The sequence below is a fragment of the Streptomyces sp. PA03-1a genome (assembly GCF_033792805.1).
GTDB lineage: Bacteria > Actinomycetota > Actinomycetes > Streptomycetales > Streptomycetaceae > Actinacidiphila.
Genome location: NZ_JARAVO010000015.1, coordinates 39001 through 64771, shown reverse-complemented (window position 1 = coordinate 64771; position 25771 = coordinate 39001). Strand labels below are relative to the sequence as shown.

The following is a 25771-nucleotide window of genomic DNA, read 5'->3' as shown; positions in this document are numbered from 1 at the left end:
TGACACCGCTGCGCGAGACGGCGACGAGGGGGGTGGCGGGGGTCGCGCCGGGGACTGCGGTCACGTCGCGGACGAGGGCTTCGTATTCGTGGCGGCCGAAGGGGTGGGTGTCGAACCACTTGACGGAGCCCACGAAGTGGACCTGCGTGGCCACCGGTTCGCGGTCGGCGCCGACGAGGTCGACCTCGGGGTTGTTCTGGCGGTTCCACCAGCCGCCGACGGCCTCGGTGCGAGGCCAGGCCTCGTCGGGGAGCAGCCTGAGCAGGGACGCGCGGACGACGGGCTCGACCGCGCGGCCGCGCCAGGTGGACCAGGACCGCTCGAAGCGTTCCAGGGCGAGGTCGCCCCGGCCGCGTTCGATCAGGGGGAGGGCGCGGTCCACGAAGGCGAGCCAGAAGCGCAGGTAGGGGTCGGCGATGCGGTAGCGCTTGTTCTTGGTGTCGGCCTTGGCCGACAGGGGGAGGTCGGCGGCGAGCACGCGCTTGGTCAGGAGGGTGCCGAGCAGGGGCGACAGGGTGCCCGAGGGGAGCGGGTGGGCGCCCCCGGTGCGGGCCGCGATGGAGGAGAAGGTGCGTTCGCCGCTGCCGACGGCCTCCAGGACGGCACGGGAGTGGGAGGCCTCGGGGAACTCGCCGAGCAGGGAGAGCTCCCCCGCGACGAGGAGCGGGGAGAGCGGGGTGGAGAAGGCCCCGCGCAGGAACGCGGTGCGGGAGGTGCCGGGCCGCCACGACTGGACGATCTCCGGGAAGCCGCCGGTGATCAGGAGGGCGTCCACCGCATCGGCGGCGCCGAGACCGGTCATGGACTGCACGTCGGCGAGGTGGAGCGGGCGGACGGTCATCTTGGTGCCGCGGCCGTAGAAGGGGCGGCCGTAGGTCTGGAGCGCCTCCATCACCGACATGTCGCTGCCGACCAGCACCAGCAGGACGGGCTTGGCGGACAGGTGGCGGTCCCAGACGGTCTGCAGGGCCCCCTCGAACTCGGGGTCCTGCTCCACCAGCCAGGGCACCTCGTCGATCACGGCGATGCTCGGCGTGGTGTCGGGGACGGCGAGGGCGAGCGAGCGCAGCGCCTGGTTCCAGTCGCCGGTCCGGAGGCCGGCGACGAGGTCGGCGCCGGGCAGGCCGGAGTGGGCGAGGGCCGTGGCGAAGTCCGCCCGTTCGGCCGCGGGGTTCCGGCCGCGGGTGGCCTGGAAGACGACGTACGGCACCCCGGAGCGGTCGCAGAACTCCTGGATCAGGCGGGACTTCCCCACCCGGCGCCGGCCCGTCACGATCACGGCTTGGCCGCGGGTGGCGGCCGTACCGTCGGTGACCCGGCGCAGCAGGTCGGTGAGGTGCTCGAGGTCGGCTGTGCGGCCGGTGAACTCCATCGGCGTCGGCCCCCGTGGCTGGCTGGGAAGGCGGGTGGAAAGGTAGACCCGATCTTACGTAGATTGAGTCTTACTTTACCTCGGGAACCCGGTCCAGGACGAGGCCGAAGCGCTCGCGGTAGGCGGCGAGGACGGCGGCGTCGCCGTCCAGGGCCTCTTCCCGGCGGATGCCGTCCGGAGCGGTGGTGATGAGCGTGCGGCCGGAGAGGGTCAGCCTCCCGCCGTCCTCGGTCAGACGGGAGCAGACCAGGGACCGCGTGAAGTGGGAGTGCGGCGAGGTCTGCTGGTACCAGGAGCCGACCTCGAAGTCGGCGAGTTCCCGGGGGCGGGGTTCGAGGCGGAAGACCGGCTCGCCGTCGTGGTGGAGGTCGAGGTCGCCGTACGGGGCCGGGGTGAAGCGGAAGACGCCGCCGGGGTCCTTCTGGTCGACGCCGGGGGTGAGGTCGAGGGGGAGGTGCGCATGGCGACCGAAGCCGACGTCCGCGAGGAGGGTGAGACCGTCACAGGTGCGGACGCGGAGCGCCATGTGGTCGAAGGGGATGCCGAGGCGCGGGCCGTTGACGGAACGGGCTGCGTAGAGCGTGACGTCGTAGCCCAGGGCGGCGAGCAGGGTGCCGAAGGCGCCGTTGACCTCGTAGCAGAAGCCGCCGCGGCGAGCGGTCACGATCTTGTCGTGGAGGACCTCGGGGTCCAGATAGACGCCTTCCCCGAGGTGGATGGAGAGGTTCTCGAAGGGCACGGCGACGAGATGGCGCACGTGCAGCTCGCGCAGAGCCGCCGCGTCGGGGCGTTCGGGGCGCGCGGCGCCGATGCGGCGGAGGTAGGCGTCGGCCTGGGAAGCGTCCATGGCGTCAGTCTTGGGGAACCGGCGACGATCACGCCAGACCCGGCTGGCTTCACGGCATGACGCGAACACTGCGCGAGCGGCACGCCGCGGCGAATGGGCCGGCTCAGGGACGGCGGCGACGTGTGGGTGGCGACGGCGGACGCGCGCGAGGTGCCGTGCCTCGTCCCTCTGTCGTTCTGGTGGGACGGGGAGGAGTTGTGGCTCGCCACGCGCAGGACGAATCCCACCGGGAGGAGCCTGGAGTCCTCGGGACGGGTGCGGCTGAGCCTGGGTCACACCAGGGATCTGGTGCTCATCGACGGCACGGCACGGGTCGTGGACTTCGCACGGCTGCCGGACGGTGTCGCTGACGCCTTCGCGGCGAAGGCCGAGTGGGATCCCCGCGGTGACGGACCTTCGTACGCGTTCTACGCGATCCGGCCGCAATGGGTGCAGGCCTGGGGACGCTGCCGGAGATGCGGGACCGGGACCTGATGAAGGAAGGGGCGTGGCTATTCTGATCACCAATCGGCGATATACACAGTGACAGGCCTTAAGTTGCCGGTTTTACGTCGGACATGGGCTGGTTGATCTTCGGATTTCGTTGTCCGGAGACTCTTGACGGGGGCTTGACGCGCGCGGTTTCATCCTCGGAAGCGGAGATGAATATTCCGTTTCATGTTTCCCTGGACCGGAGGCGGTAGCCCCCTCGAGCCCGACCCGATCGGATGCGCGCATGACCGACACGCTCCACCCGCCGACGGCCCCGCACTCGCCGCTGGCCCCGCCCATCGAGGCCCCGAAGTCGCTCAAGAGGTCGATCGGCGTGGTCGGCGGAACGCTTCTGACGCTGTCGTGCCTGACCCCGGCCTCCTCGCTGTTCGTCATCGTGCCCCCGCTCTTCGCCGACCTGGGAACCGGGACGGCGCTGACCATCGTGATCGCGGCGGTCCTCTGCATCGCGGTGGCCTTCTGCTATTCGGAGCTCGGGACGCTGATACCGAGCGCGGGCGGCGAGTACGCGATGGTCGGCACGCTCATCGGGCGGCTGGCCGGGTGGATCGTGTTCGTGCTGTCCCTGATCGTCGTGATGATCGTGCCGCCGATCATCGCGCTCGGCACGGGCGAGTACCTGGCGCCGATCATGCAGATCGACCCGAAGATCGCGGGCGCCGCCGTCATGCTGCTGGCCACCGTCATGGGCCTGCTGGACCTGCGGGCCAATGCCTGGATCACCGGCATCTTCCTGGTCCTGGAGGTCGTCGCGGCGGCGGTCGTGGCCTTCCTCGGGTTCTCCCACAGCTCGCGGTCGGCCTCGGTGCTGATCCACCCGGTGACGGAGGCCGGGCACGGGGTGGGGTCGGCGGTCACGGCGGGGACGATCATCGCGGGGCTGGCGATCGCGCTCTTCGTGCTGCAGGGCTTCAGCACGGCCGTGTACCTGTCCGAGGAGATGGAGAACCCGCGGCGCACGGTCTCCCGGACCGTGCTGTGGACGCTCGGCATCGGCGCCCTGGTGGTGATCGTGCCGACGATCGCGATCACGCTGGGCGCGCCCGACATGAACTCCTTGATGGCGGGCGACCTCTCGGCGCTCGTGCGGGGCTGGAGCAACTCGGCGGTCGGCACCTTCATCAGCCTCTGCATCGCGCTGGCCATCATCAACGCGGGCATCGTGATGGTCATCCAGAACTCCCGGGTGCTGTACGCCTCCGCGCGGGACCGCGCCTGGCCGGCCCCGGTCAACAAGGCCTTCGGCACGCTGAGCAAGCGGTTCGGCGCCCCGTGGATCGCCACGCTCGCGGTGGGCGTGCCGGGCGCGGTGCTGTGCTTCGTGCCGGTGGAGACGCTGAGCGGCGTCACCGGCGTGGCGGTCGCCGCGATGTACGTCGTCGTCGCTCTCGCGGCCCTCGGCTCGCGCCGCGCCGGGCACAAGGAGCGTGCGGCCTGGCGCATGCCGCTGTGGCCCGCGATACCGCTGCTGCTGGTCGTCGTGCTGGCGTACGTGCTGACCCAGCAGACCGCGCAGGACCTGGTGATCACCGGTGTGATCGTCGCCGCCTCGCTGGCCTACTGGCTCTTCTACCTCCGGCCGCGGCAGAGCACCCGCTGGGTGATCTCCGTGCCCGAGGAGGAGATGGGCCTGGAGGACGCCTGAGCCGCCCGTCCCCGGCACCCGTGGGGCCCGTACCGGTCGTGCACCGGTGCGGGCCCTTCGCCGTCCCCGGACGGCCCGCTCCGCGGCGGGCGACGGACCGGTCGCGGCGGCCCGCAGGTCCTCCCGGTCGCCCAGGACGGCGACCGGGCCGTCCCGGTCGGTGCGCAAAACCGTGGTGCCCTGGGCGCGCAGCGCGGCGAGGGTCCGGGGCGACGGATGTCCGTACGGGTTCCCGGCCCCGCAGCTGACGAGCGCGAGACGGGGCCGGATGCGGACCAGCAGCGCCGGGTCCTGGTAGGCGGAACCGTGGTGGGCGACCTTCAGGACGTCGACGCGCGGGAGGTCCGGGGCAGCGGTCAGGAGCGCGTGCTGGGCCGCGGGCTCCAGGTCGCCGAGGAGGAGCACGGTGAGCCCTGCGGTGCGGACCAGCAGGGTGACGCTGGCGTCGTTGGGATTGGTGCCGCCCAGATCGGCACCCTCGGCGCCCGCGAGCAGGGAGGGCGCGGCGGGCCACAGCACACGCCAGTCGAGGGGGCCCAGGCGGCGGCGCTCCCCGGGTGTCGCGCGCAGCAGGGGAACGCGGGCGGCGGCCGCCTGACGGCGTACGAAGGCGGCCTGGTCGGAAGGTTCGTCGAGGGTGGTGGTCTCGATGGCGCCCACGGCACGGCCGCGCAGGACCCCGGGGAGGCCGGCGACATGGTCGGCGTGGAAGTGCGTGAGGACGAGCAGCGGGATCGCGGTGACCCCGAGCGAGCGCAGGCACCGGTCAACGAGGCGGGGCTCCGGGCCGGTGTCCACCACGACGGCGGCGCCGTCGCCCGCGGAGAGCACCAGCGCGTCGCCCTGGCCGACGTCGCAGGCCACCAGCCGCCAGGCCGGCGGCGGCCAGCCGGTCACCGAGCGGGGCAGCGGCGCGGGACGTACGACGGCCAGCACGAGCAGCAGCGCGGCGGCCGCGCACAGCCAGGGACGGCGCAGGATGCGGCGCCCCGCCGCGACCACCACCACGGTGACGGCCGCCAGCAGCAGGGCGCCCGCCCAGGTGCCGGGCCAGTCGAGCGTCGCCCCGGGCAGGGCGGCACCGCGCCGGGCCACCGCAGCGATCCAGCCGGCGGGCCAGCCCGCGACCCAGGCGAGTGCCTTGGCGACGGGCATGGCGAAGGGCGCCGCGGCCAGGGCGGCGAAGCCGAGGACGGTGGCGGGGCCCACCGCGAGTTCCGCCAGCAGGTTGCAGGGGACGGCGACCAGGCTGACGTGGGCGGCCAGCACCGCCACCACGGGGGCGCACACCGCCTGCGCGGCGGCCGCCGCGGCCAGGACCTCCGCGAGGCGCGGTGGCACCCGCCGGTGCCGCAGGGCGGTGCTCCAGCGCGGGGCGAGGACCAGGAGCGCGCCGGTGGCCAGCACGGACAGCGCGAAGCCGTACGAGCGGGCGAGCCAGGGATCGTGGAGGAGCAGCAGCAGGGCGGCCCCGCACAGCGCGGGCAGCAGGCTGCGGCGGCGGCCCGTGCCGATGGCCAGCAGGGTGATCAGCCCGCAGGCGGCCGCGCGCAGCACGCTCGGGTCCGGCCGGCACACGACGACGAAGGCCACGGTGAGCACTCCCCCGAGCACGGCCGTCACGCGGAGCGGAAGGGCCAGCCGCGGAGCCAGGCCGCCGCGCTCGGCGCGCAGCGCGAGACCGGGCGGACCGATCAGCAGGATCAGCACCAGCGAGAGGTTGGAACCGCTGACCGCGGTCAGATGGGTCAGGTCGGTGGCCTCGAACGCGTCGTGCAACTCCACCGGGATACGGGAGGTGTCCCCGACGACCAGCCCGGGAAGGAGGGCACGGGCGTCGGGCGGCAGGCCCTCGGTGGCCTCGCGCAGCCCCGCGCGGAGTCCGCCGGCCACACGTTGCGCACGGCCGGGCGGCCCCACGACGCGCGGCGGCCCTCGCACCGACAGCACCGCGGCGATCCGGTCGCCCGGCCCCGCCGCCGGGGCGAGCCGGGCCTCCGCCTCGACGCGCGTGCCGGGCAGCAACGTCAGCCACGTACGGGCGGGTTGCCGGGCGATGAGCAGGACCGGTGTACGGACGGCGGTCCTCGTGCCGCTCGCCGTCACGCGTACGGCCTCGGCCTCCACCAGCACCGCTTCCGGCGCCCGGACGGCCCCACGCACCTGCGGGCGGATCAGCCGGGGATCCGCCGTCAGCCTCAACTCCACCCTCGCATGCGCGTGTTCGGCCGCCAGGGCGGGCACCGGGCCACGGTGCAGGTCAGCGGAGTGCAGTCCCGCCACGGCCGCGGACGCCGCAGCGCAGAGCGCCACGGTGGCGACCGACGTCCACCGGCGTACGCACGACGCGAGCGCCACCAGGACGACCAGCGCGCACGCCCCCACCACGGCTCGCCCGGGCGCCGCGAGGGCGACGCCCGCGGCGAGCCAGGCCGCGAGGGCCGGGGCCACCAGCCGGAGGTCCGGCGGGCCCTCCTGGCGCGGGTTCGACGCGCCCCGGGGTGAGGCGGCCGCCGCGTGCACCGCCGGGCGGGGCGCGCTCACGGGGTGACCAGCGGCTTGAGATCGGAGAACCGGCGGTCCCCGATGCCGTTGACGTCACGCAGCTGCTCGACGGAGGTGAAACCGCCGTGCCGGCCGCGGTAGTCGATGATGTGCCGGGCGAGCACCGGCCCCACACCGGGCAGGGCGTCCAGCTGCTCGGCGGTGGCGGCGCTGAGGCTGACCGGACCGCTCGCCGCGGCGGTTGACTGGACCCCGGTGGCCGGTTGCGGGGCGGCACGGCCCACGACGATCTGCTCCCCGTCGGCCAGCAGGCGGGCCAGGTTCAGGGCGCTGGTGTCCGTACCGGGCAGCGCTCCCCCGGCGGCGTCCACGGCGTCCGCCACGCGGGCCCCCGCGGGCAGCCGGCGCAACCCCGGCCTCCTGACCTTGCCGGCGACGTCCACGACCAGCACCGGCTTCGCCCCGGGCGCGGGGCTCGGCGCCCGTGGCCCGGCCGCCGCGGAAGCCCGCGCGGCGACGGGGGCCTCGGCCGCGGCGGGCAGCGCCGCGGCGACCGGCGGCACCGCCACGGTGCGCGGCCGGCCGGTCCAGAAGTGGTGCACCGCGAAGGCGAGGGCGACGAGGAGGACGAGGGCCAGGGCGGCCGCCGTCTTCGCCTCGATGCCGCAGCGGACGGAGAGCCAGGTGGGGAGGCGCTCGGTGAGCGCCAGGCGCCAGGCGCCCGCGGCGCGGCGCCCCGGCGGATCCGGCGCCCCCGGCGCAGCCGCTCGTTCCGGCACGGCCAACCGCTCCGGCCCATCCGGTCGTTCCGGTGGATCCGGAGCCGCCGCGCCCGCCCCACCCCGTGGCGCGGGACGGGTCGGCGGACGGTCGAAGAGGGCGGCGGCCCGTTCCCGGACCGCGCCGGCGGCGGGCCCGGGTGCGGGCACGCGTGCGGACGGGTGCCTGCGGTGGCGAGGAGTTGCGGTGGTCGATCCCATGTCAGGGACGGTAGGCGGACCGGCGCCAACGAGATGATCTTGCCCAAGTCCTGTGGATCGTCCAGAGGTTGTGGATAACCCCGTCACCCGAAGGAGGTCACAGCGGGGAGACGACCGCCCCCAGCAGCCCGGGCCCCGTGTGGGCGCCGATCACCGCCCCGACCTCGCTGAGGACGAGGGTGTTGAGCCCGGGGACCCGCGCCCGCAGCCGCTCCGCCAGGGCGGACGCGCGGTCCGCGGCGGCCAGGTGGTGGACGGCGATGTCCACCGGACGGGTGCCCGCCCGTTCGACGACGATCTCCTCGAGCCGCGCCAGCGCCTTGGAGGCCGTACGCACCTTCTCCAGCAGCTGGATGCGGCCCTCGTCCAGCTGCAGCAGCGGCTTCACCGCGAGCGCCGACCCGAGCAGCGCCTGCGCCGCGCCGATGCGTCCGCCCCGGCGCAGGTAGTCCAGGGTGTCCACGTAGAAGTACGCCGACGTGTCCGACGCCCGCTTCTCCGCCGCCGCCACGATCTCGTCCGCGGAGCCGCCCGCCTCCGCCGCCTCGGCGGCGCTCAGCACCGGGAACCCGAGGGCCATGGCGACCATCGCGGTGTCCACGACGCGCACCGGGACGGGCGCGTCCGCCCCCGCGAGCAGCGCGGCGTCGTAGGTGCCGGAGAACTCCGCCGACAGGTGCAGGGAGACGATCTCGGTCGCGCCCGCCTCCGCCACCGTGCGGTAGGCGGCGGCGAATTCCTCGGGGCTCGGCCGCGACGTGGTGACGGGCTTGCGGCGTTGCAGGGCGCGGGCGACCGCGGGCGCCGACACCTCGGTGCCCTCTTCCAGCGCTTCGTCGCCGATCACCACCGCCAGGGGGACCACGGTGATCCGGTGCCGGGTCAGGGCCTCCTGCGGCAGGTAGGCCGTGGAATCGGTGACGATAGCGACATGGGACGACATGTGCGGGAGGTTACCCGCGCCGAAGGCCGGGCGACAGTACGGCTCCGTCGAGGTGAACCCCGGTGAACGTCCCCGCGGCCCGTCCCGGCCCCGCCCGGCCCCTCACAGCGCCTTGGGCGGCTGTCCGGTGCCCGGCTCGGGCATCCGCCCGCGCCGCGTCCCCGGCTGAGTGCGCGGTTCCGGTTCCGGCAGCGCCGAGGGCGCCCAGTGCCGCAACGCCCCGGCCTCCAGGTCGATGTCGCGGCCCAGCGCCGCGAGGTCGTCGTCGGCGAAGCGACGGGCCCGGTCCTGGGCGGCCCAGCGCAGCGAATCCGCGGAGTGGGTGATGCGCCGCGTGCGCTCCTCCAGCTCGCCGATCCGGGCCGCGATGCGGGTGCGGTCGGGCTCGCGCTCCAGCAGCCGCAGCTCCGCGTCGAGCTCCCGGGCGTGGGAGCTCAGCCTGGCGAGCAGCGCCACGGCCTCGCTCAGCGACGGGTCGACGGCGGCCTGCCCCTCCAGTGCCGCTTCCGTGCTCGTGACGGACGTACGCAGCGCCAGGCGCAGCTCGGCGAGCTTCCCGGCGGGCCCGGGCCTGCTGTACCGGCGGGCCTTCAGGCCGGTGTCCTCGACCACGCGGCGGGCCTCGATGCTGGTGCGCTCCACCCCGCGCTTGACCGCCCGCGCCGTCTTGACCGCGGCGACGACACCGAGCGCCACGAAGGAGGCGAAGAGCAGCAGGATCACGGCGACGGCGACATCCACGGCGGCTCCTCTGCCCGGTCGGCCCGGTCCGTCCGACCGGCCCGATCTGCTCGATCGGTTGTATGCCCACCGTAAACGGACGGGGGCGGGCGAGGGTTCCGGGAGAACCCCCACCCGCCCCTTACACCGAGTGCGCCGACCTGCTCCGGCCTGCTCCGACCTGCTCCGGCCTGCTCCGGCCTGCTCCGGCCTGCTCCGGCCGGACGATCAGCCGCGCATCAGGCGCTCAGGCCATCACGCGGGGACGATGTTCACCAGCTTCGGCGCCCGCACGATCACCTTGCGGACCCCTGCGCCGTCCAGCGCGGCCACGACCGCAGGGTCGGCCAGGGCCTGGGCCTCCAGGTCGGCGTCGGAGATCGTCGGCGGCACCTCCAGACGGGCCTTGATCTTGCCCTTGATCTGGACGACGCAGGTGACGGTCTCGTCCACCACGTACGCCGGGTCGGCCACCGGCAGGTCCTCGTGCGCCAGGGAGCCCTCGTGCCCCAGCCGCCGCCACAGCTCCTCGGCGATGTGCGGGGCCAGCGGCGCGATCAGCAGCACCAGCGGCTCGGCGACCGAGCGCGGCACCGGACCGCCCGCCTTGGTCAGGTGGTTGTTCAGCTCGGTGATCTTGGCGATGGCGGTGTTGAAGCGCAGGCCCTCCAGGTCCTGGCGGACGCCGTCGATCGCCTTGTGCAGGGCGCGCAGGGTGTCCTCGTCCGGCTCGGCGCCGGTCACCGTGACCTCGCCGGTCGTCTCGTCCACGACGTTGCGCCACAGCCGCTGCAGCAGCCGGTACTGGCCGACGACCGCGCGGGTGTCCCAGGGCCGGGAGACGTCCAGCGGGCCCATCGCCATCTCGTACAGGCGCAGGGTGTCGGCGCCGTACTCGGCGGCGATCTCGTCCGGGGTGACGGCGTTCTTCAGGGACTTGCCCATCTTGCCCAGCTCGCGCTTGACCTGCTCGCCGCCGTACCACCAGCCGCCGTCGCGCTCCTCGACCTCGGCCGCCGGGACGGGGAAGCCGCGGCCGTCGCGGTAGACGTAGGCCTGGATCATGCCCTGGTTGAACAGCTTGTGGAACGGCTCCACCGACGACACGTGGCCCAGGTCGAACAGCACCTTGGACCAGAAGCGCGCGTACAGCAGGTGCAGCACCGCGTGCTCGGCGCCACCGACGTACAGGTCGACGCCGCCGTGCGGCTGACCCTCGCGCGGCCCCATCCAGTACTGCTCGATCTCGGGGTCGACCAGCTTCAGGTCGTTGTGCGGGTCCAGGTAGCGCAGCTCGTACCAGCAGGAACCGGCCCAGTTGGGCATGGTGTTGGTCTCGCGGCGGTAGCGGCGCACGCCGCGCCCGTCACCCAGGTCCAGCTCGACGTGGACCCACTCCGCGTTGCGGGACAGCGGGGTCTCCGGCTCGGTGTCCGCGTCGTCCGGTTCGAAGGTGCGCGGGGAGTAGTCCTCGACCTCGGGCAGTTCCAGCGGCAGCATCGACTCGGGCAGGGCGTGGGCGACGCCGTCCTCGTCGTAGACGATCGGGAAGGGCTCGCCCCAGTACCGCTGGCGGCTGAACAGCCAGTCGCGCAGGCGGAAGTTGATGGTGCCCTCGCCGATGCCGCGCTGCTCCAGGTACGCGATGACCTTGCGCTTGGCGTCGGCGACCTCCAGGCCGTTCAGGTCGATCTCGTCATTGGCGGAGTTGATCGCCGGGCCCTGGCCGGTGTACGCCTCGCCCTCCCAGCCCTCGGGCGGCCGGACGGTGCGGATGATGGGCAGCTCGAAGACGGTGGCGAACTCCCAGTCGCGCTCGTCCTGCCCGGGGACGGCCATGATGGCGCCGGTGCCGTAGCCCATCAGGACGTAGTCGGCGACGAAGACCGGGACGCGGGTGCCGGTCAGCGGGTTCACGGCGTACGCGCCGCTGAAGACGCCGGTCTTGTTCTTGCCTTCGGTCTGCCGCTCGACGTCCGACTTGGACTGGGCCTGCTTGCGGTACTCCGCGACGGCCTCGGCCGGGGTGGCCGCGCCGCCGGTCCAGGCGTCCTTGGTGCCCTCCGGCCAGGCGGCCGGCACCACGGTGTCGACCAGCGGGTGCTCGGGGGCCAGCACCATGTAGGTGGCGCCGAACAGGGTGTCCGGACGCGTGGTGAAGACGGTGATCGGGCTCTCGCCGTGGCCCTCGACCGCGAAGTCGACCTTGGCGCCCTCGGAGCGCCCGATCCAGTTGCGCTGCTGCAGCTTGATCGCCTCGGGCCAGTCCAGGGCGTCCAGGTCGGCCAGCAGGCGGTCCGCGTAGGCGGTGATGCGCATCATCCACTGGCGCAGCTTGGCCTTGAAGACGGGGAAGTTCCCGCGCTCGGAGCGGCCGTCGGCGGTGACCTCCTCGTTGGCCAGCACGGTGCCCAGGCCGGGGCACCAGTTGACCGGGGACTCCGAGGCGTACGCCAGGCGGTAATCGCCCAGGACGGCGTCACGCTCGGCGGGGCTCAGCTCGGCCCACGCCCGCCCCCCGGGTGTCTGCCGCTCGCCCTTCTCGAACTGCTCGACCAGCTCGCCGATGGGGCGGGCGCGGTCGGCCTGGGGGTCGTACCAGGAGTTGAAGATCTGCAGGAAGATCCACTGGGTCCACTTGTAGTAGTCCGGGTCGATCGTGGCGAACGACCGGCGCTTGTCGTGGCCCAGGCCCAGCCGGCGCAGCTGGGACTTCATGTTGTTCATGGCCGCCTCGGTGGTGACCCGAGGGTGCTCGCCGGTCTGCACGGCGTGCTGCTCGGCGGGCAGGCCGAAGGCGTCGAAGCCCAGGGTGTGCAGCACGTTGTGCCCGGTCATCCGCTGGAAGCGGGCGAAGACGTCGGTGGCGATGTAGCCCAGGGGGTGGCCGACGTGCAGTCCCGCACCCGAGGGATACGGGAACATGTCCATGATGAACTTCTTGGGCTTGGCCAGCTCGCCGTCCCCGGCCAGGTCACCGGTGGGGTTCGGGGCGGCGAAGGTCTGGTGCTCGTCCCAGAAGTCCTGCCAGCGGCCCTCGATGTCGGCGGCCAGGGCGGCCGTGTAGCGGTGGGGCGCAGCCGCCTCCGCGGCGGGGGTGGTCTCGCTCATCGTCCTTCGTACTCCATCGCTGTCATGACGGCCTGCGGCCCGGCCGCCGTACGGACATCTGCCTGCTCACTGCGGAAACGAAAAAGCCCCTCGCACAGGAGGGGCGCCGCACTGACATCGATCGTGGTCAGCGCGGCTTGCTAAGCAGAAGGCGTACGGCACGCATGCGGTCAGGGTACCCCAGAGCGGGAAGGGCCCGCACCGAGGTTCCCCCCGGTGCGGGCCCTTCCGTGCCGTTTCCGGACCTGATCAGCGGTGGTGCGGCCGGTACGAGTCGAGGTAGCCGCGTGCCGGGGTGCCGACGCCGGTCACGTCGTCGTAGCCGACGACCGCGGACAGCGAGCTGTCCTTGCCGAGGCTGCGGAGCGAGGTGATCGTGCCGTCCGCCGCGTCGAAGCCGTTGGCGTAGTCCACGCGGACGACCGCGAGGTCCTTGCCGCGGCCCAGCGGGTGGTCGGTCACGTCGTGGTACGCGCCGGTGCCGTAGCGGTCGTAGATCAGCGGGTTGGCGAAGCCGATCGGCACGCCGTGCCGGGCCTGCTGCGCCAGCGCCTGGACGCCCGCGATCACCGGTGCGGCGAGCGAGGTGCCGCCGATCCGGTACTCGCCGTACTGGAAGGACCCGTCCGGGAAGGCCTGGGTCTGGCCGACCAGGAAGCCGGTGTTCGGGTCGGCGACGGCCGAGATGTCCGGCTCGACGCGCTGCTTGACCGTGCCGCCGTTGGCCAGCGCGAGCGAGTTGGGAACCACGCCGCGCTGGTAGAAGGGCTGCGCGTAGAGCTTGCTGGTGCCGCCGCCGGCGCCGGAGGTGTAGGCGCCGGGGAAGGCCGTCCAGCTCGAGCCGTCCTCGGCCAGCGTGGCCTTCAGGGTGCCCCAGCCGGTCTCCCACTGGTACTTGTCGCCCTTGCCGACGGCGAGCGAGGTGCCGCCGACGGAGGTGACCCAGGGGGAGTTCGCCGGGGTGTCGACCTGCTTCGCGCCGTGCGCCGCGACGTTGTCGCCCGCGTCGCCGGAGGAGAAGTAGAAGCCGATGCCCTCGACCGCGCCGATCTGGAAGATCTGGTCGTACGCGGCGGCGATGTCAGGGGTCTCGTTGCTCTCGATGTCGCCCCAGGAGTTGGAGACGATGTCGGCGAGCCGGTGGTCGACGATCTTGCCGAGCGCGTCGAGCAGGTCGTCGTCGGTGCAGGAGGAGGCGCCGACGTAGGTGATGTCGGCGGCCGGGGCGACCGCGTGCACCGCCTCGACGTCCAGGGTCTCCTCGCCGTACCAGCCGGAGGCGTCGCACTCGTCGGGGCTCGTGTAGCGGTAGTCGGCCGGCAGCACCTGGGAGAGCTGGCCGCGCTTGTAGGCCGCGTCGCCGTTGCGGGCGGCGTACTTCTTGGCGTCGGCGACGATCGTCGGGGACGCGAACGCGTCGGTGATGGCGACGGTGACGCCCTTGCCGTTGTACGAGCCCGCGCCGTAGGCGGCGCGCAACTGCTTGCCCGTGTAGCCCTTGACGGCGTACGGGGCGCGCGTGCCGTAGGCGACCGGCAGCTTCTTGTTCGTGTTCGACCCGTAGTAGGTGGAGAAGGGGCCGGAGTTCTTGAAGACGGCGCCGGGCGGCGGCAGCGTGTCCTGGTGCTGCGCGCGCCGCGGGGAGTTGTCCAGGCCGGTGACGGTGAGCACCGCGCCGCCCAGGGAGGCGGGGACGGAGGCGGTCCCGGTCGGGGCGTGGTAGGTCTTGGCGCCCTTCGCGTAGTTGTGGAGCTGGGTGCCGAACGCCTGCTCCGCGTCGGCGACGTCGCCGGTCACGGTCAGGTAGTGCTCGTCGACGCCGGTGACCTTCAGCCCGGAGGACTCCAGCCACTGCCGCGTCTGCGCGATCTGCTGCGCGGAGGCGCCGAAGCGGGCCTTGGCCTGCTTCGCCGAGAGGAACGTGCCGTACGAGGCGGAACCGGGGTCGGACACGGCCTGGGCGTAGGCGGCCAGGCCCTGGGCGTCACGGCCGGCCAGGTACACCCGGAGGGTGACCTTGGCCGAGTCGGCGGTGGCGCCCTTGTCGGCCTTGGCGGTGGCCCAGGCCGGCTTGCTTCCGGCGAGGCTGTGACGTCCGTGCGGTGCGTCGGCCTGGGCGGTGGGTATGCCCATCGCCAGCGCACCGGCGACCAGAGGCAGTGTCGCTGCCAGGGCCAGGCCGGCCCGCCTTCTCGAGCGGGTTGAGCTCATGAAACCCCCTGCTGTGTGAAGTTCGCGCGGAGTGGCGGCGCGCCGGAGACGGCAGCGCGCGTGGACCGCCACGCCACTCTCGCGGTGAACAGCTCATGCCAGGGACATGTGTTCGCCAAGAAGGACTCAAGGAAGGCCCACGAAAGGGCAATTGGGGCGGCAATCCGATCCGGAATGCGGACATATGGTGCCGGAGAGCGGACGCTCCGGTGAAGGACCGATCATCCTTGCCGAACGGAGCCCGAACAAACCAACGTTAGCAGTTCGTAATGATCCTCATCCCGGGTTGTCGAAAGACGATCGTTCAGGCCACCCGTACGAGTTAGCGTCTGCCGCATGCGCACCAACCGACAGTCCCCGGACGGTCGCCGGACCCCCCCGATACCGGCGAGCGACATCCTGTCCGGGGCCCTTCGCGCCGCACGGTCGCCCCGCGCCTGGGCGATCGCCGGCACCGCCGCCGCCCTGCTCGTCCTCGCCGTCACCGCGGGTCCGTACCTGCGGGCGTTCCTGGACTTCGGCGCCGGCGTCCTCACCCTCGTCTCCCTGAGCTGCACCGTCATCTGGGGCCTGGTGTCCACCGACACCGTCTTCCTCGGCCCCCGCGAACGCCTGCTCACCCAGGGCATCCACCGCGGTCTGGGCGTCGCCGCTATCGGATTCCTGGTCCTGCACGTGACGACGAAGGTCGTCGAGGTGCGGGTCACCACCGCCGGCGCCTTCCTCCCCCTCGGCGTGACCGGCCGGGACGGCCTCATCGCCCTCGGCGTGCTCGCCGCCTACCTGATGATCCTGGCCGCCGCCACGGGCGCCATGCGCAGCGTCTTCGCCGCCAACCGGCACCCCGTGCGGTGGCGCATCCTGCACAGCACCGCCTACGCGTCCTGGTGCATGGCGCTGATCCACGGCCTGCAGTCCGGCCGCTCCGCCAAGTCCTGGATCATCGTCGCCTACGGGATCTGCCTGGTGGGTGTCGCCATCGGGCTGATCTACCGGCTCCGCAGGACCCGTGGCGAGGCGCTCTTCCCCGAGACGCGGGAGCGCTCGGCCTCCTTCCGCAAGCTCGGCGGCGAACGGGCCGCGTCCCGGGGCGGTTCCGGCCGCCGGCGTGCCGTGCCCCGGGAGGAGAACGGGCCCAGCCTGGCCAGCGCCTACAGCGAACCGCTGCCGCCGCTGCCCAACTTCCCCACCGCCCAGCAGTACACGGCTGTTCCTCCCCCGGCCCCGGACCGTACCCTCGGCATGGATCCCGCGGCCGCCACGATGCAACTGCCGCAGGTGCCCGCCGACCCCCAGGCGACGTACCAGCAGCAACCGCAGGTGCCGTACCAGCAGCAACCCCAGCAGACCGGCTGGGACGGCACTCCCGCATGGGGCACCCCGGTGCCGGACGGCAGGCAGGGCGCGGATCCGCTGGGAGCCGACAGGCTCCAGCCGATCGCCTGGCAGCAGTCCACGCCCGGACCCTATGAAGGACAACGATGAGCGTTCCCGCCATACCGGACCGGTCACCCGCCCCTCGCCCGGGGGCGGGTGATGTGCTCCCCGACGTGCGTACCGTCGGGCTGCCCCGGATCACCGCGGGGTTCGACGAGGTGGAGCGCCTGGACCGGGTGACCCACCTCAATGTGCACGGTTCCATGCCGAGCATGACCGAGGGCGAACTGCTCGACCTCGCCGAGCTGATGGGCCTGCGCGGCCGTGGCGGGGCGGGCTTCCCCTTCTACAAGAAGCTCAAGGCCGTCGGTGAGGCCGCACGCCGGCGCGGCTCGCCGACCGCGGTGATGGTCAACGGCTGCGAGGGCGAACCGGCCTGCCGTAAGGACGCCGTCATCCTGCGCCGCGCCCCGCACCTCATGCTGGACGGGGCCCTGCTGTGCGCCGAGATCCTCGGCGCCCGCGAACTGGTCATCAGCGTCACGCGCGACACCAACGAGCAGTCCGTGCGCGACGCCCTGGCCGAGCGGGGCCTGGGCACCAAACGGGGCCGCCAGCTGAGGGCCCGGATCGTGCGCATGCCGGAGCGCTTCGTGTCGGGCGAGTCCTCGGGCATCATCTCGGCGGCCAACGGCGGCCTCCCCCTGCCGCCCGGCAAGAAGGTGAGCGCGAGCGAGTCCGGCCTCGGCGGCATGCCGACGCTCTTCTCCAACACCGAGACCTTCACCCAACTGGCCATCGGCGCCCGCATGGGGGCGATCCGCTTCGGCTCCGCGGGCGCCCCGGGCGAGCCCGGTACGGCCATGCTGACGGTGTCCGGCTCGGTGCCCCGGCAGACGGTCGTGGAGACCCCGACGGGTGTGCCGATGTCGTACATCCTGCAGATGTGCGGCGGGAACCCGGGGCAGGGCGTGCTCGTCGGCGGCTACCACGGCAACTGGATCGACCCCAGCGTCGCCTCGATGGTGACCATCGCCCGCGAGAGCCTGGAGGCCCACAAGGCCACCCTGGGCGCGGGCGCCCTGCTCCCGCTGGACCCGGGACTGTGCCCGCTGGGCGAGTCGCTGCGGGTCGCGCAGTGGCTGGCCGCCGAGACGGCCGGGCAGTGCGGGCCGTGCCGCCTCGGGCTGCCCCGTATGGCCGGACTGCTGCAGGACGTGCTCAACGGCGGCGGGCAGGCCGCGCTGGAGCAACTGCGGCAGACCGCGGTCGCGGTGAAGGGGCGCGGGGTGTGCAAGCACCCCGACGGCTCGATGCGCTTCGTGATGTCCACCATCAACGCCTTCACCGACGACCTCGCCGCCCACGTCCTCGGCGGCGGCTGCGGCCGCCCCACCGTGGGCGTGCTGCCGCTGCTGAAGTCCGACCCGCCGGCGCCGCGGGGTGGCGCCCCCGTCGGCGCCGCCGCGCAGACCAGCAACAAGCGGCTGAACGTCGACTGGACGCTGTGCAAGGGCCACGGCCTGTGCGCCGGCGTCCTCCCGGAGATCGTACGGCTGGACCGGGACGGCTACCCCGACATCGCCGGCACGCCCGTCCCGCCGCACCTGGACGCGGCCGCTCAGCGCGCGGTGGCCCGCTGCCCCGCACTGGCGCTGCGCATGGAGGAGGGCGGCCGCCGCTGACCCCGGCCACACGCGGGAGGGCCCGGCGCCGTCGCGGTGCCGGGCCCCTCCGGCGTACGGACCGCGGTGCGCCGGGGCATACGAAGAACCCGCCCGGTCGTGACGACCGGACGGGCAGTGTCCGCGGTGGGAAGTGGAGCTACGGGGATTCGAACCCCGGACCTCTTGCATGCCATGCAAGCGCTCTACCAACTGAGCTATAGCCCCGCGATGCCGTTCTCCCGGGTTCCCCCGGCGACCTGGGATACATTACACGGCCCCGGGGCAGGTACGCCAAATCGATTCCTGGCCCGCGGGCACGGCGCCCGGTACTGTCGGCTGACCCCGCCCCGGAAGAATCTGGAGAAGGCCGCAGTGACCGCGACGCAGCCGATCGCCGACACCGCGGCGCGCAGCTCCCGGGTCGGCAGGCCCACCCTCGTCGCGGCGCTGGTGTGCCTGGTGTCCTTCGCGGCGTTCTGGGCCGCCCAACGCGCGGCACACGTCTCGATGATCGACCTCACCGTCTACCGGGCCGAGGGCTGGTCGGTGCGGGGCGGGGACGACCTGTACGCGATGCGGGTCACCCACGCGCAGCTGCCCAACACCTATCCGCCGTTCGCCGCGCTGCTCTTCACGTCCCTGACACTGCTGGGCCCGGGTGCCGCGCGGATCGCGGCGACCGCGGTCAACCTCGGCCTGCTGGTCGTCCTGGCCCATCTGTCGCTCCGGCTGGCCGGGCTGCCGCGGCGGCTGCCCGCGGCGGCAGCCGCACTGGGCGTCGCGGCGGGCGCGGTGTGGTGCGAGCCGGTCTGGACGACGCTGCGCTACGGCCAGATCAACCTGCTGCTCGCGGTGCTCGTGCTGGGGGACCTCGCCGGGCGCAGGGGCCGGGTCGCGGGCATCGGCATCGGCATCGCAGCGGGCATCAAGCTGACACCGCTGCTGTTCGTGGCCTTCCTGGCCGTCGGCGGGGCGGTGATCGCCTGGCGGCGGCGGGAGCGCTGGAACACCTGGCTGCGGACGGCCGCCGTGGCGTCCGTCACCTTCGCCGCGACCATCGGCCTTTCCGCGCTCGTCCTGCCGCGCGACTCCCGGCGCTTCTGGACGGAGGTCGTCCTCTCCGCCGACCGCGCCGGCAACGGCGAGGACACGGCCAACCAGTCGCTGCGGGGCGTCCTCGCCCGCGCCCTGCACACCGGCGATCCCGGCACCTGGTGGCTCGTCGCGGCACTCCTCGTGGGCGCCGTGGGCGTGGCCGTCGCCACCGCCCACCTGGCGGCCGGGGAACTCGCCTGGGCGGTCCTGTCCTGCGCCGTCACGGCACTGCTGGTCAGCCCCGTCTCCTGGTCGCACCACTGGGTGTGGGCGGTCCCCCTGGTCGTCCTGCTGGCCGGCCAGGCCCTGCGGCGGAGCCGTCCCGCACGCTGGTGGGCCGGCGCCGCCGCGTACGCCGTCCTCTTCTGCTCGTACGCGCTCTGGCTCACCCCGCACGGCGACGGCGTCTCGCGTCCCGAACTCCACCAGTCCTCCGGGCAGATGGCCCTCTCGGCGGTCTACCCGGCCGCCGGGGCCGCGTTCTTGTGCCTGTCGGCGGCCGTCGCCGTCGCCCGGCGCCGCCCTCGCGCACCGCGCAGGACCCCCGTGGCGGCGGCCTGAGCGGCGCTCAGGCCCTCCGCCGCCGCAGCACCGCCACGAGCGCTCCGGCCGCCGCGGTGGCCGCCAGGGCGGCGGAGGTGACCGCGACGGCGTGCGCCGAGGAGTGGGCGGCGCTCAGCCGGCCCAGGAACAGCGTGCCGAAGGAGGCCACCCCGATCAGCTGACCGAGCTGGGTGACGGTGGCCAGCAGGCCACTGGCGTCCGCGGCGTCCTCGGGACGGACCTGCCCCAGGGCGAGGGTCAGGGTGGGGCTGAAGGAGGCGCCCAGCCCCAGGCCGACACCGAACAGGGCCACCAGGAAGGCCGGTTCGTGCTGCTGCCCGTCCCGCAGCAGCAGGCCGATCGCCGCGAAGGACGCACCGGCCACGATCAGTCCGCCCGGCGCCAGCCAGGCGTGGGCACGCGCGGGCAGCCGGCGCCAGGTGAGCCCGGTGCCGCCGAAGGAGACGGCCGCGGCGCTGAAGGTGAGCCCGGTGTGCAGGGCGCTGAGGCCCAGCCCGCTCTGCAGGTGGAGCGCGATGGCGAACAGGAACCCGGCGTTGAGGGCCATGGCGACCCCGATGACGGCGACGGAACGGAGCATGCCGGGTGCCCGCAGGACCCGCGAGGAGACCAGCGGCGCGCCACCGCGCCGGGCGAGCCGGGTCTCCAGCACGGCGAAGACCACGCACAGCACGACGCTGAGGCCGAGGCAGACCCAGCCCCACGCCGGCCAGCCCTCCTCCTGCCCCAGCACCAGGGGCACGGTGAGCAGGGTCACGGCCGCGCCGAGGGTGACCAGCCCGGGCAGGTCGAGACCGCGGCGGCGCTCGGCGGCGCCCTCGGAGTCGCGCGGGACGACCCGCGGGACCAGGACGAGCAGGACGAGCCCGATGGGGACGTTCACCAGGAAGGCCGGGCGCCACCCGGTGCCGAACAGGTCGGCGCTGACCAGCAGCCCGCCCAGGGACTGCCCGGCGGCGGCACCGGTGGCCAGGACGGCCGCGTAGACGCCGAGGGCGCGCACCCGCCGTTCGCCGGAGAAGTTGCGCTGGATGAGGCTGAGCACCTGCGGGATCATCAGGGCGGACCCGGCCCCCTGCACCAGTCGGAACGCGGTCAACTGCCCCGTCGACCCGGCGAGTCCGCAGGCCAGGGAGGCGGCGGTGAAGACGGTGAGCCCGGCCAGGAACGCCCTGCGGTGGCCCCACAGGTCACCGGTCCTGGCACCAGTGATGAGCAGGACGGCGTAGGAGATGGTGTAGCCGGCCACGATCATCTGCAGCCCGGCACCCGAGGCGTGCAGGTCGGTGCGGATGGTGGGCGCGGCCACGTTGACGATGAAGACGTCCAGCAGGGCCATGAACTGACCGGTGAGCAGGACGCCGAGCAGCTGTCCGGCACGCGGTCCGCGGCGGCCCGGAGGGCCGGCCGGGGCACGGCGTGCGGTAACGGTGGGATTCGCCATGGTCCGAGGCTGCGGGCGGTCCCGTACCGGTAACGAGAGCCCCCGGATCCTGGTACCGACAGCACCTGGCAGCCCCGCGTGGACGGGCGGACGATGGGCGCATGGCCGTACCGTCCCCGCGCCGCACCGAGCTCGCCGCCTTCCTGCGCAGCCGCCGCGCGCGCATCCGGCCGGAGGACGTCGGCATGCCGCCCGGCCTGCGCCGCCGTACGCCCGGGCTGCGGCGGGAGGAGGTCGCGCAGCTCGCCGGGGTGGGGGTGACCTGGTACACGTGGCTGGAGCAGGGCCGGCCGATCAACGCCAGCGTGCAGGTGCTGGACGCGGTGGCGCGCATCCTGCGGCTGGACGTGGCCGAGCGCAAGCACCTGTACCGGCTGGCGGGCGTGCCCTTCGTCCGCGAGCCGGTCTCCGACGCCGAGGCGGTGGGCGAGGAGGTGGAGGGCATCGTCGACGCCCTCGACCCGCTCCCGGCGGTGGTCTACAACGCCCGTTACGACGTGCTGGCCTGCAACTCCGGTTACCGGCGGCTCTTCCCCCAGGTGCGGATCGCCTCCCGCGCCGACCGCAACGTGCTGCTGCGCCTGTTCACCGGCCCGCCGTGCTGCTCGGCGTACGTCAACCGGGACGCCGAGCTGCCCCGGATGGTCGCGCAGCTGCGCGCCTCGTACGGCCGGCACGTGGGCGAACCGGCCTGGGAGTCCTTCGTCGGGCGGCTGGTCCGGGAGAGCGCGGAGTTCGCGCAGATGTGGGCGAGCGGGGACGTGGCGGCTCCGGGACAGCGGATCAAGGTGATCCATCACGCCTCGGTCGGCAGGATCCGGCTGACCTCGACCTCGCTGGCGGTCCAGGCGATGCCGGAGCACCGGATCGTGGTCTACACGCCGGCCGACGAGGAGAGCCGGGAGCTGACGGCGCGGCTGCGGGAGCTGGACGACCCGCTGGTGGGCTGCCCCCGGCACGCGCGCCCGCTCTCGGCGCTCGCCGCGGAACAGGAGCCGGCCGCGGAACGGACCGGGTGAAACGCGAGGATCCCGCCTCCCCTGGGGGAGACGGGATCCAATACCGCTGTGGAGCTACGGGGATTCGAACCCCGGACCTCTTGCATGCCATGCAAGCGCTCTACCAACTGAGCTATAGCCCCGCTGTCCTCGGGCTTTCCGCCCGGCGAACGAGAAGAAGCTTAGCCGGTCAGGGCCGGATTCCTGAAATCGGCTGCGCCCCGGCCCCGCCCCGGCTCCCGGCCCCGTCAGTCGTCGTCGCCGAGCACCGGCTCGGGCAGGGTCCCGGCGTTGTGCTCCAGCAGCCGCCAGCCGCGGGCGCCCTCGCCGAGGACCGACCAGCAGGTGTTGGACAGCCCGCCGAGCGCCTCCCAGCTGCGCGGGTCCAGCCCGAGGAGCCGGCCGATGGTGGTGCGGATGGCGCCGCCGTGGCTGACGACGACCAGCACACCGCCGTCGGGCAGCTTGTCGGCCGCCGCGAGCACCACCGGGGCGGCCCGGTCGGCGACCTCGGTCTCCAGCTCGCCGCCGCCGCGCCGCACGGGCTCGCCGCGCTTCCAGGCCGCGTACTCCTCGCCGTAGCGCTCGGTGATCTCGTCGTGGGTCAGGCCCTGCCACACGCCCGCGTAGGTCTCCCGCAGGCCCTCGTCGTACGAGATGTCCAGCTCCGTGACCGCGGCCAGTTCGGCGGCGGTGTCGGCGGCGCGCTGCAGGTCGGAGGAGATGATCGCGTCCGGCTGCAGCGCGGCCAGCAACCGGGCGGCGCGCTTGGCCTGCGCGACGCCGGTCGAGGTCAGCGGGATGTCCGTGGAGCCCTGGAAGCGGCCCTCCACGTTCCAGGAGGTCTGTCCGTGCCGCCAGAAGACGACGCGGCGGCCGCGACCCCGCGTGTGGCCGTTCAGATCAGCTCTCCGTCCTCGTCGGCGGCCGCGGTGGCGCGGGCGTGCTCCTCGGCCTTGCCACGGGTGGCGACGGCGTCCTTGGGGAGCTCGAGCTCGGGGCAGTCCTTCCAGAGCCGCTCCAGCGCGTAGAAGACCCGCTCCTCCGAGTGCTGGACGTGCACCACGATGTCGACGTAGTCGAGCAGGACCCAGCGCCCCTCGCGCTCCCCCTCACGGCGCACCGGCTTGACGCCGAGCTCCTCCTGCAGCCGCTCCTCGACCTCGTCGACGATGGCCTTCACCTGGCGGTCGTTGGGCGCGGAGGCCAGCAGGAACGCGTCGGTGATGGAGAGGACGTCGCTGACGTCGTAGGCGATGATGTCGTGCGCGAGCTTGTCGGCGGCCGCCTGGGCGGCGGTCTGAATGAGCTCGATGGAGCGGTCCGTGGCGGTCACAGGTAAGGCTTTCCGGTCGGGGACGTCGTACGTCCAGGGTCTCACGGACCGCGCTCGGTCCCCGACCGGTTATGGACCGCCCCGGGTCAGTTCTTCTCCGGCGGGCTGTAGTCCTGGCCCAGGACCACCGTGATGTCGGCGTTGGAGGCCACGCCGCCCTTCTTGGCGGCCTTGGCGGACAGGCCCAGCGTCTTGGCCAGCTCCTCCGCGTTCGTCTTCTGGTCGGCGTCGGCGTACAGGACCTGCGAGGTGGCCCGGGTGTCCGCGGTGGCGCCGGAGACGAAGGTGTAGCCGCCGCCGACGATCTGCACCTGGGCCTCGCCGGTGTTGGCGGCGACGCCGGTCGCGTTGCGCAGGGTGACCCGGGGGATGCCGTCGGAGTCGGTGTTGGTGACGGTGCCGCCGAGCACCTTCTTGACCACGTCCTCGGTGGCCTTCTCGCTCAGCGTGCCGTCGGGCTCCACCGGCAGCGCCTCGGTGGTGTAGTCACCGCCCTTGGCCTCCTCCGACAGGGCCGCCAGGCTGCTGCCGAGGTCCTTCTCGGTCAGCGGGGGCTCGATGACCTGGTTGAGCCCCTCGACGGTCTTGGTCGCCAGGTCCGGGTCGCTGTACATCTTCTTCAGCACGGCCTGGACGACCTGCCCGAAGCGGGCCAGCTGCTTGTCGGGCCCCTCGCCCGGTCCCCGGTAGACGGCGTACGCGACGGCGGCCTGGCCGCCCAGCTCCTGCTGCTTGCCGGGCTTGACGAGGGTCTTGCCGTCCTGCTTCTTGCCTGCCTTCACCGTGGCGTCGGTGTCGACGAGGACTCCGCCGAGGGACTCGACGAGGTTGTCCAGGTACGGGGTGTCCAGCCGCCAGGTGCCGCTGATCTTGGTGCCGAGCAGACCTTCCAGCGCCTCACGGGTGGGGGCGGAACCGTTCTCCACGACGGACTTGCCGAGCGTGGTGCTGCCGCCGTCGTCGCTGCTCACGGCGAGCGAGTTCGGCAGCAGGACGGTGGTGCCCTTCTTGGTGGTCGAGTTGCTGACCAGCAGCGCGGTCGAGGTCGCCTCGCTGCCGACCGGGCGCAGGTGCAGCACGATGACGTCGCGCTTCTGGCCGCCCGCGGCCTGCTGGGCGGTCCCGGAGTCCCCGCCGAGGCCGGGGATCTTGCCGGCCTTCCACAGGTAGCCGACGCCGCCGACGGCGGCCAGCACCAGGACGACGACCGCGGCGACCACGCGGTTGCGGCCGCGGCGCCTGGCCTCCTCGCGCCGCTCGGTGCGGGACTCGGTGAACTTCAGCCAGTCGATGACCTCTTCCGACTCCTCGGTCTCCTCGTCGACGAAGGAGAACTGGCCGGTGTGGTAGTCGGCTTCGGCCGCGGCGGAGCGGCCGGCGGCGGGCCGGGCCGGCGGCTCCTCGAAGGCGGGCTGCCGCTGGGCCGGAGGGGCCTGCGGCGGGGTCTGCGGGGGTGCCGGCGGCTGCTGTCCGTACTGCTGCTGCTCGTGGTACGGCTCCTGGTACTGCGGCTGCTGCGGGATCCACCCCTGGTACTGCTGCGTCTGCTGGGGCTGTTGGGGGTGCTGGGGTTGCTGCTGCGGCGGCTGCGGTTGCTGGTACTGCTGCTGCTCCTGCGGGTAGTACGGCTGCCCGGAGTACCCCTGCTGGTCCTGGTAGGACTGCTGCCGGCCGGTCTGCTCACCGGTCTGCTGGGCGTACGGGTCGTACTGGCCGTACTCGTTGCCGTAACCGTTTGCGTAGTCGCCTTGCTGCTGTGCGTAGGGGTCTTCTCCGTAGGGATCCTGACCGCCCCGCTCGGGTGTTCCCTCGGCGTATTGCCATCGGGGGTAGTCGTTCACTGGGGACCCCTCCAGTTGCCGATCAGCCGCTGATCACTTACCGGTACAGCCTGCGTTTGTCGATGTAGCGGACGACGCCGTCGGGCACGAGGTACCAGACCGGCTCCCCCTTGGCGACCCGCTGACGGCAGTCGGTCGAGGAGATCGCCAGGGCGGGCACCTCCACCAGGGAGACCCCGCCGGCCGGGAAGCCGGGGTCGGACAGGGTGTGCCCGGGGCGGGTGACGCCGATGAAGTGCGCCAGCGAGAACAGCTCCTCGGCCTTGCGCCAGGAGAAGATCTGGGCCAGCGCGTCCGCACCCGTGATGAAGAACAGCTCCGCCTCGGGGTGCTCGGCCCGCAGGTCGCGGAGCGTGTCGATGGTGTACGTGCGGCCACCGCGCTCGATGTCGCTGCGGCTGACCGAGAACTGCGGGTTCGACGCGGTGGCGATCACCGTCATCAGGTAGCGGTCCTCGGCCGCCGACACCTTCTGCTCGCTCTTCTGCCAGGGCCGGCCGGTGGGCACGAAGACCACTTCGTCCAGCTGGAAAAGGTGCGCCACCTCGCTGGCCGCCACGAGGTGACCGTGGTGGATGGGATCGAACGTCCCACCCATCACACCGATTCGCTCCTTCATGCGG

18 protein-coding genes, 2 tRNA genes and 1 pseudogene are annotated in these 25771 nt (G+C 73.2%); 6 read left to right on the top strand and 15 right to left on the bottom strand.

The features are described 5' to 3' along the window. Together PV341_RS05365 and PV341_RS05360 are read right to left on the bottom strand one after the other, a co-directional pair. Nucleotides 1-1372, bottom strand: a 1372-nt coding sequence (locus PV341_RS05365) for an ATP-binding protein (protein WP_500356877.1), incomplete at its 3' end; no start/stop codon positions are given. Between the two features lie 70 nt (nt 1373-1442). Then, nucleotides 1443-2219 carry an arylamine N-acetyltransferase family protein gene (locus PV341_RS05360; RefSeq protein ID WP_500356875.1) on the bottom strand — a complete coding sequence of 259 codons (777 nt, stop codon included), beginning with the start codon at nt 2217-2219 and terminating at the stop codon, nt 1443-1445. A 93-nt stretch (nt 2220-2312) separates the two neighbouring features. On the opposite strand from PV341_RS05360, the gene PV341_RS05355 reads away from it, so the two are divergent. Next, nucleotides 2313-2693 (top strand): pyridoxamine 5'-phosphate oxidase family protein, encoded by a 381-nt coding sequence (locus tag PV341_RS05355; RefSeq protein ID WP_500356873.1) that lies wholly within the window; start codon nt 2313-2315, stop codon nt 2691-2693. A 241-nt stretch (nt 2694-2934) separates the two neighbouring features. Further along, entirely contained in the window at nt 2935-4356 is a 1422-nt protein-coding gene (locus PV341_RS05350; protein ID WP_500322972.1) for an APC family permease, read from the top strand. A gap of 105 nt (nt 4357-4461) precedes the next feature. On the opposite strand, the pseudogene PV341_RS05345 reads toward PV341_RS05350, so the two are convergent. The 6 genes and pseudogenes from PV341_RS05345 to PV341_RS05320 form a co-directional block, all read right to left on the bottom strand. Beyond that, a pseudogene (locus PV341_RS05345) lies at nt 4462-6900 on the bottom strand (ComEC/Rec2 family competence protein); the annotation flags it as partial. Further along, entirely contained in the window at nt 6897-7640 is a 744-nt protein-coding gene (locus PV341_RS05340) for a ComEA family DNA-binding protein (RefSeq protein ID WP_500322971.1), read from the bottom strand. The pseudogene PV341_RS05345 and the gene PV341_RS05340, both read right to left, overlap by 4 nt. A 298-nt stretch (nt 7641-7938) precedes the next feature. Beyond that, nucleotides 7939-8784, bottom strand: a complete 846-nt coding sequence (locus PV341_RS05335; protein WP_500322969.1) for a DegV family protein — start codon at nt 8782-8784, stop codon at nt 7939-7941. Nucleotides 8785-8886: 102 nt separating this feature from the next. Continuing rightward, nucleotides 8887-9525, bottom strand: coding sequence for a hypothetical protein (locus tag PV341_RS05330; RefSeq protein WP_500356871.1), 639 nt, complete (start codon nt 9523-9525; stop codon nt 8887-8889). Between the two features lie 234 nt (nt 9526-9759). Continuing rightward, nucleotides 9760-12615 carry a leucine--tRNA ligase gene (leuS, locus tag PV341_RS05325; RefSeq protein WP_500356869.1) on the bottom strand — a complete coding sequence of 952 codons (2856 nt, stop codon included), beginning with the start codon at nt 12613-12615 and terminating at the stop codon, nt 9760-9762. 249 nt (nt 12616-12864) lie between these two features. After that, complete coding sequence (locus tag PV341_RS05320; RefSeq protein WP_500322964.1) at nt 12865-14826, bottom strand: S53 family peptidase; 1962 nt, start codon at nt 14824-14826, stop codon at nt 12865-12867. A 336-nt stretch (nt 14827-15162) separates the two neighbouring features. Between PV341_RS05320 and PV341_RS05315 the strand changes: the two genes are divergently transcribed. Together PV341_RS05315 and PV341_RS05310 are read left to right on the top strand one after the other, a co-directional pair. Next, nucleotides 15163-16311, top strand: a complete 1149-nt coding sequence (locus PV341_RS05315; RefSeq protein WP_500322963.1) for a hypothetical protein — start codon at nt 15163-15165, stop codon at nt 16309-16311. Further along, a complete protein-coding gene (locus PV341_RS05310; RefSeq protein WP_500322961.1) occupies nt 16308-17888 on the top strand; it encodes an NADH-ubiquinone oxidoreductase-F iron-sulfur binding region domain-containing protein in 1581 nt (526 codons plus the stop codon). The genes PV341_RS05315 and PV341_RS05310 overlap by 4 nt, the downstream gene beginning before the upstream one ends. Nucleotides 17889-18022: 134 nt before the next feature. Here the strand turns inward: PV341_RS05310 and PV341_RS05305 are convergent. Next, nucleotides 18023-18095: transfer RNA gene (locus tag PV341_RS05305), tRNA-Ala, on the bottom strand. 147 nt (nt 18096-18242) lie between these two features. Here PV341_RS05305 and PV341_RS05300 point away from each other — a divergent pair. Then, nucleotides 18243-19526, top strand: a complete 1284-nt coding sequence (locus PV341_RS05300; RefSeq protein ID WP_500356868.1) for a glycosyltransferase 87 family protein — start codon at nt 18243-18245, stop codon at nt 19524-19526. A gap of 7 nt (nt 19527-19533) precedes the next feature. Here the strand turns inward: PV341_RS05300 and PV341_RS05295 are convergent, their stop codons facing one another. Further along, nucleotides 19534-20973 (bottom strand): MFS transporter, encoded by a 1440-nt coding sequence (locus PV341_RS05295; protein ID WP_500356866.1) that lies wholly within the window; start codon nt 20971-20973, stop codon nt 19534-19536. 101 nt (nt 20974-21074) lie between these two features. Between PV341_RS05295 and PV341_RS05290 the strand changes: the two genes are divergently transcribed. Beyond that, nucleotides 21075-21992, top strand: a complete 918-nt coding sequence (locus PV341_RS05290; protein WP_500322955.1) for a helix-turn-helix transcriptional regulator — start codon at nt 21075-21077, stop codon at nt 21990-21992. A 49-nt stretch (nt 21993-22041) separates the two neighbouring features. Here PV341_RS05290 and PV341_RS05285 read toward each other — a convergent pair. From PV341_RS05285 to nadD, 5 genes are all read right to left on the bottom strand, one after another. Then, a tRNA-Ala gene (locus PV341_RS05285) sits at nt 22042-22114 on the bottom strand. Between the two features lie 105 nt (nt 22115-22219). Then, nucleotides 22220-22873: a histidine phosphatase family protein gene (locus PV341_RS05280; protein WP_500323059.1), complete on the bottom strand. Its 654-nt coding sequence runs from the start codon at nt 22871-22873 to the stop codon at nt 22220-22222. Then, on the bottom strand, nt 22870-23307 hold the full coding sequence (gene rsfS, locus PV341_RS05275; protein WP_499511854.1) for an RsfS/YbeB/iojap family protein: 438 nt from the start codon (nt 23305-23307) through the stop codon (nt 22870-22872). The genes PV341_RS05280 and rsfS overlap by 4 nt, the downstream gene beginning before the upstream one ends. Nucleotides 23308-23393: 86 nt before the next feature. Beyond that, a complete protein-coding gene (locus PV341_RS05270; RefSeq protein ID WP_500322953.1) occupies nt 23394-25148 on the bottom strand; it encodes an LCP family protein in 1755 nt (584 codons plus the stop codon). 37 nt (nt 25149-25185) lie between these two features. After that, nucleotides 25186-25767, bottom strand: a complete 582-nt coding sequence (nadD, locus tag PV341_RS05265) for a nicotinate-nicotinamide nucleotide adenylyltransferase (RefSeq protein WP_499511856.1) — start codon at nt 25765-25767, stop codon at nt 25186-25188. Nucleotides 25768-25771: the final 4 nt, after the last annotated feature.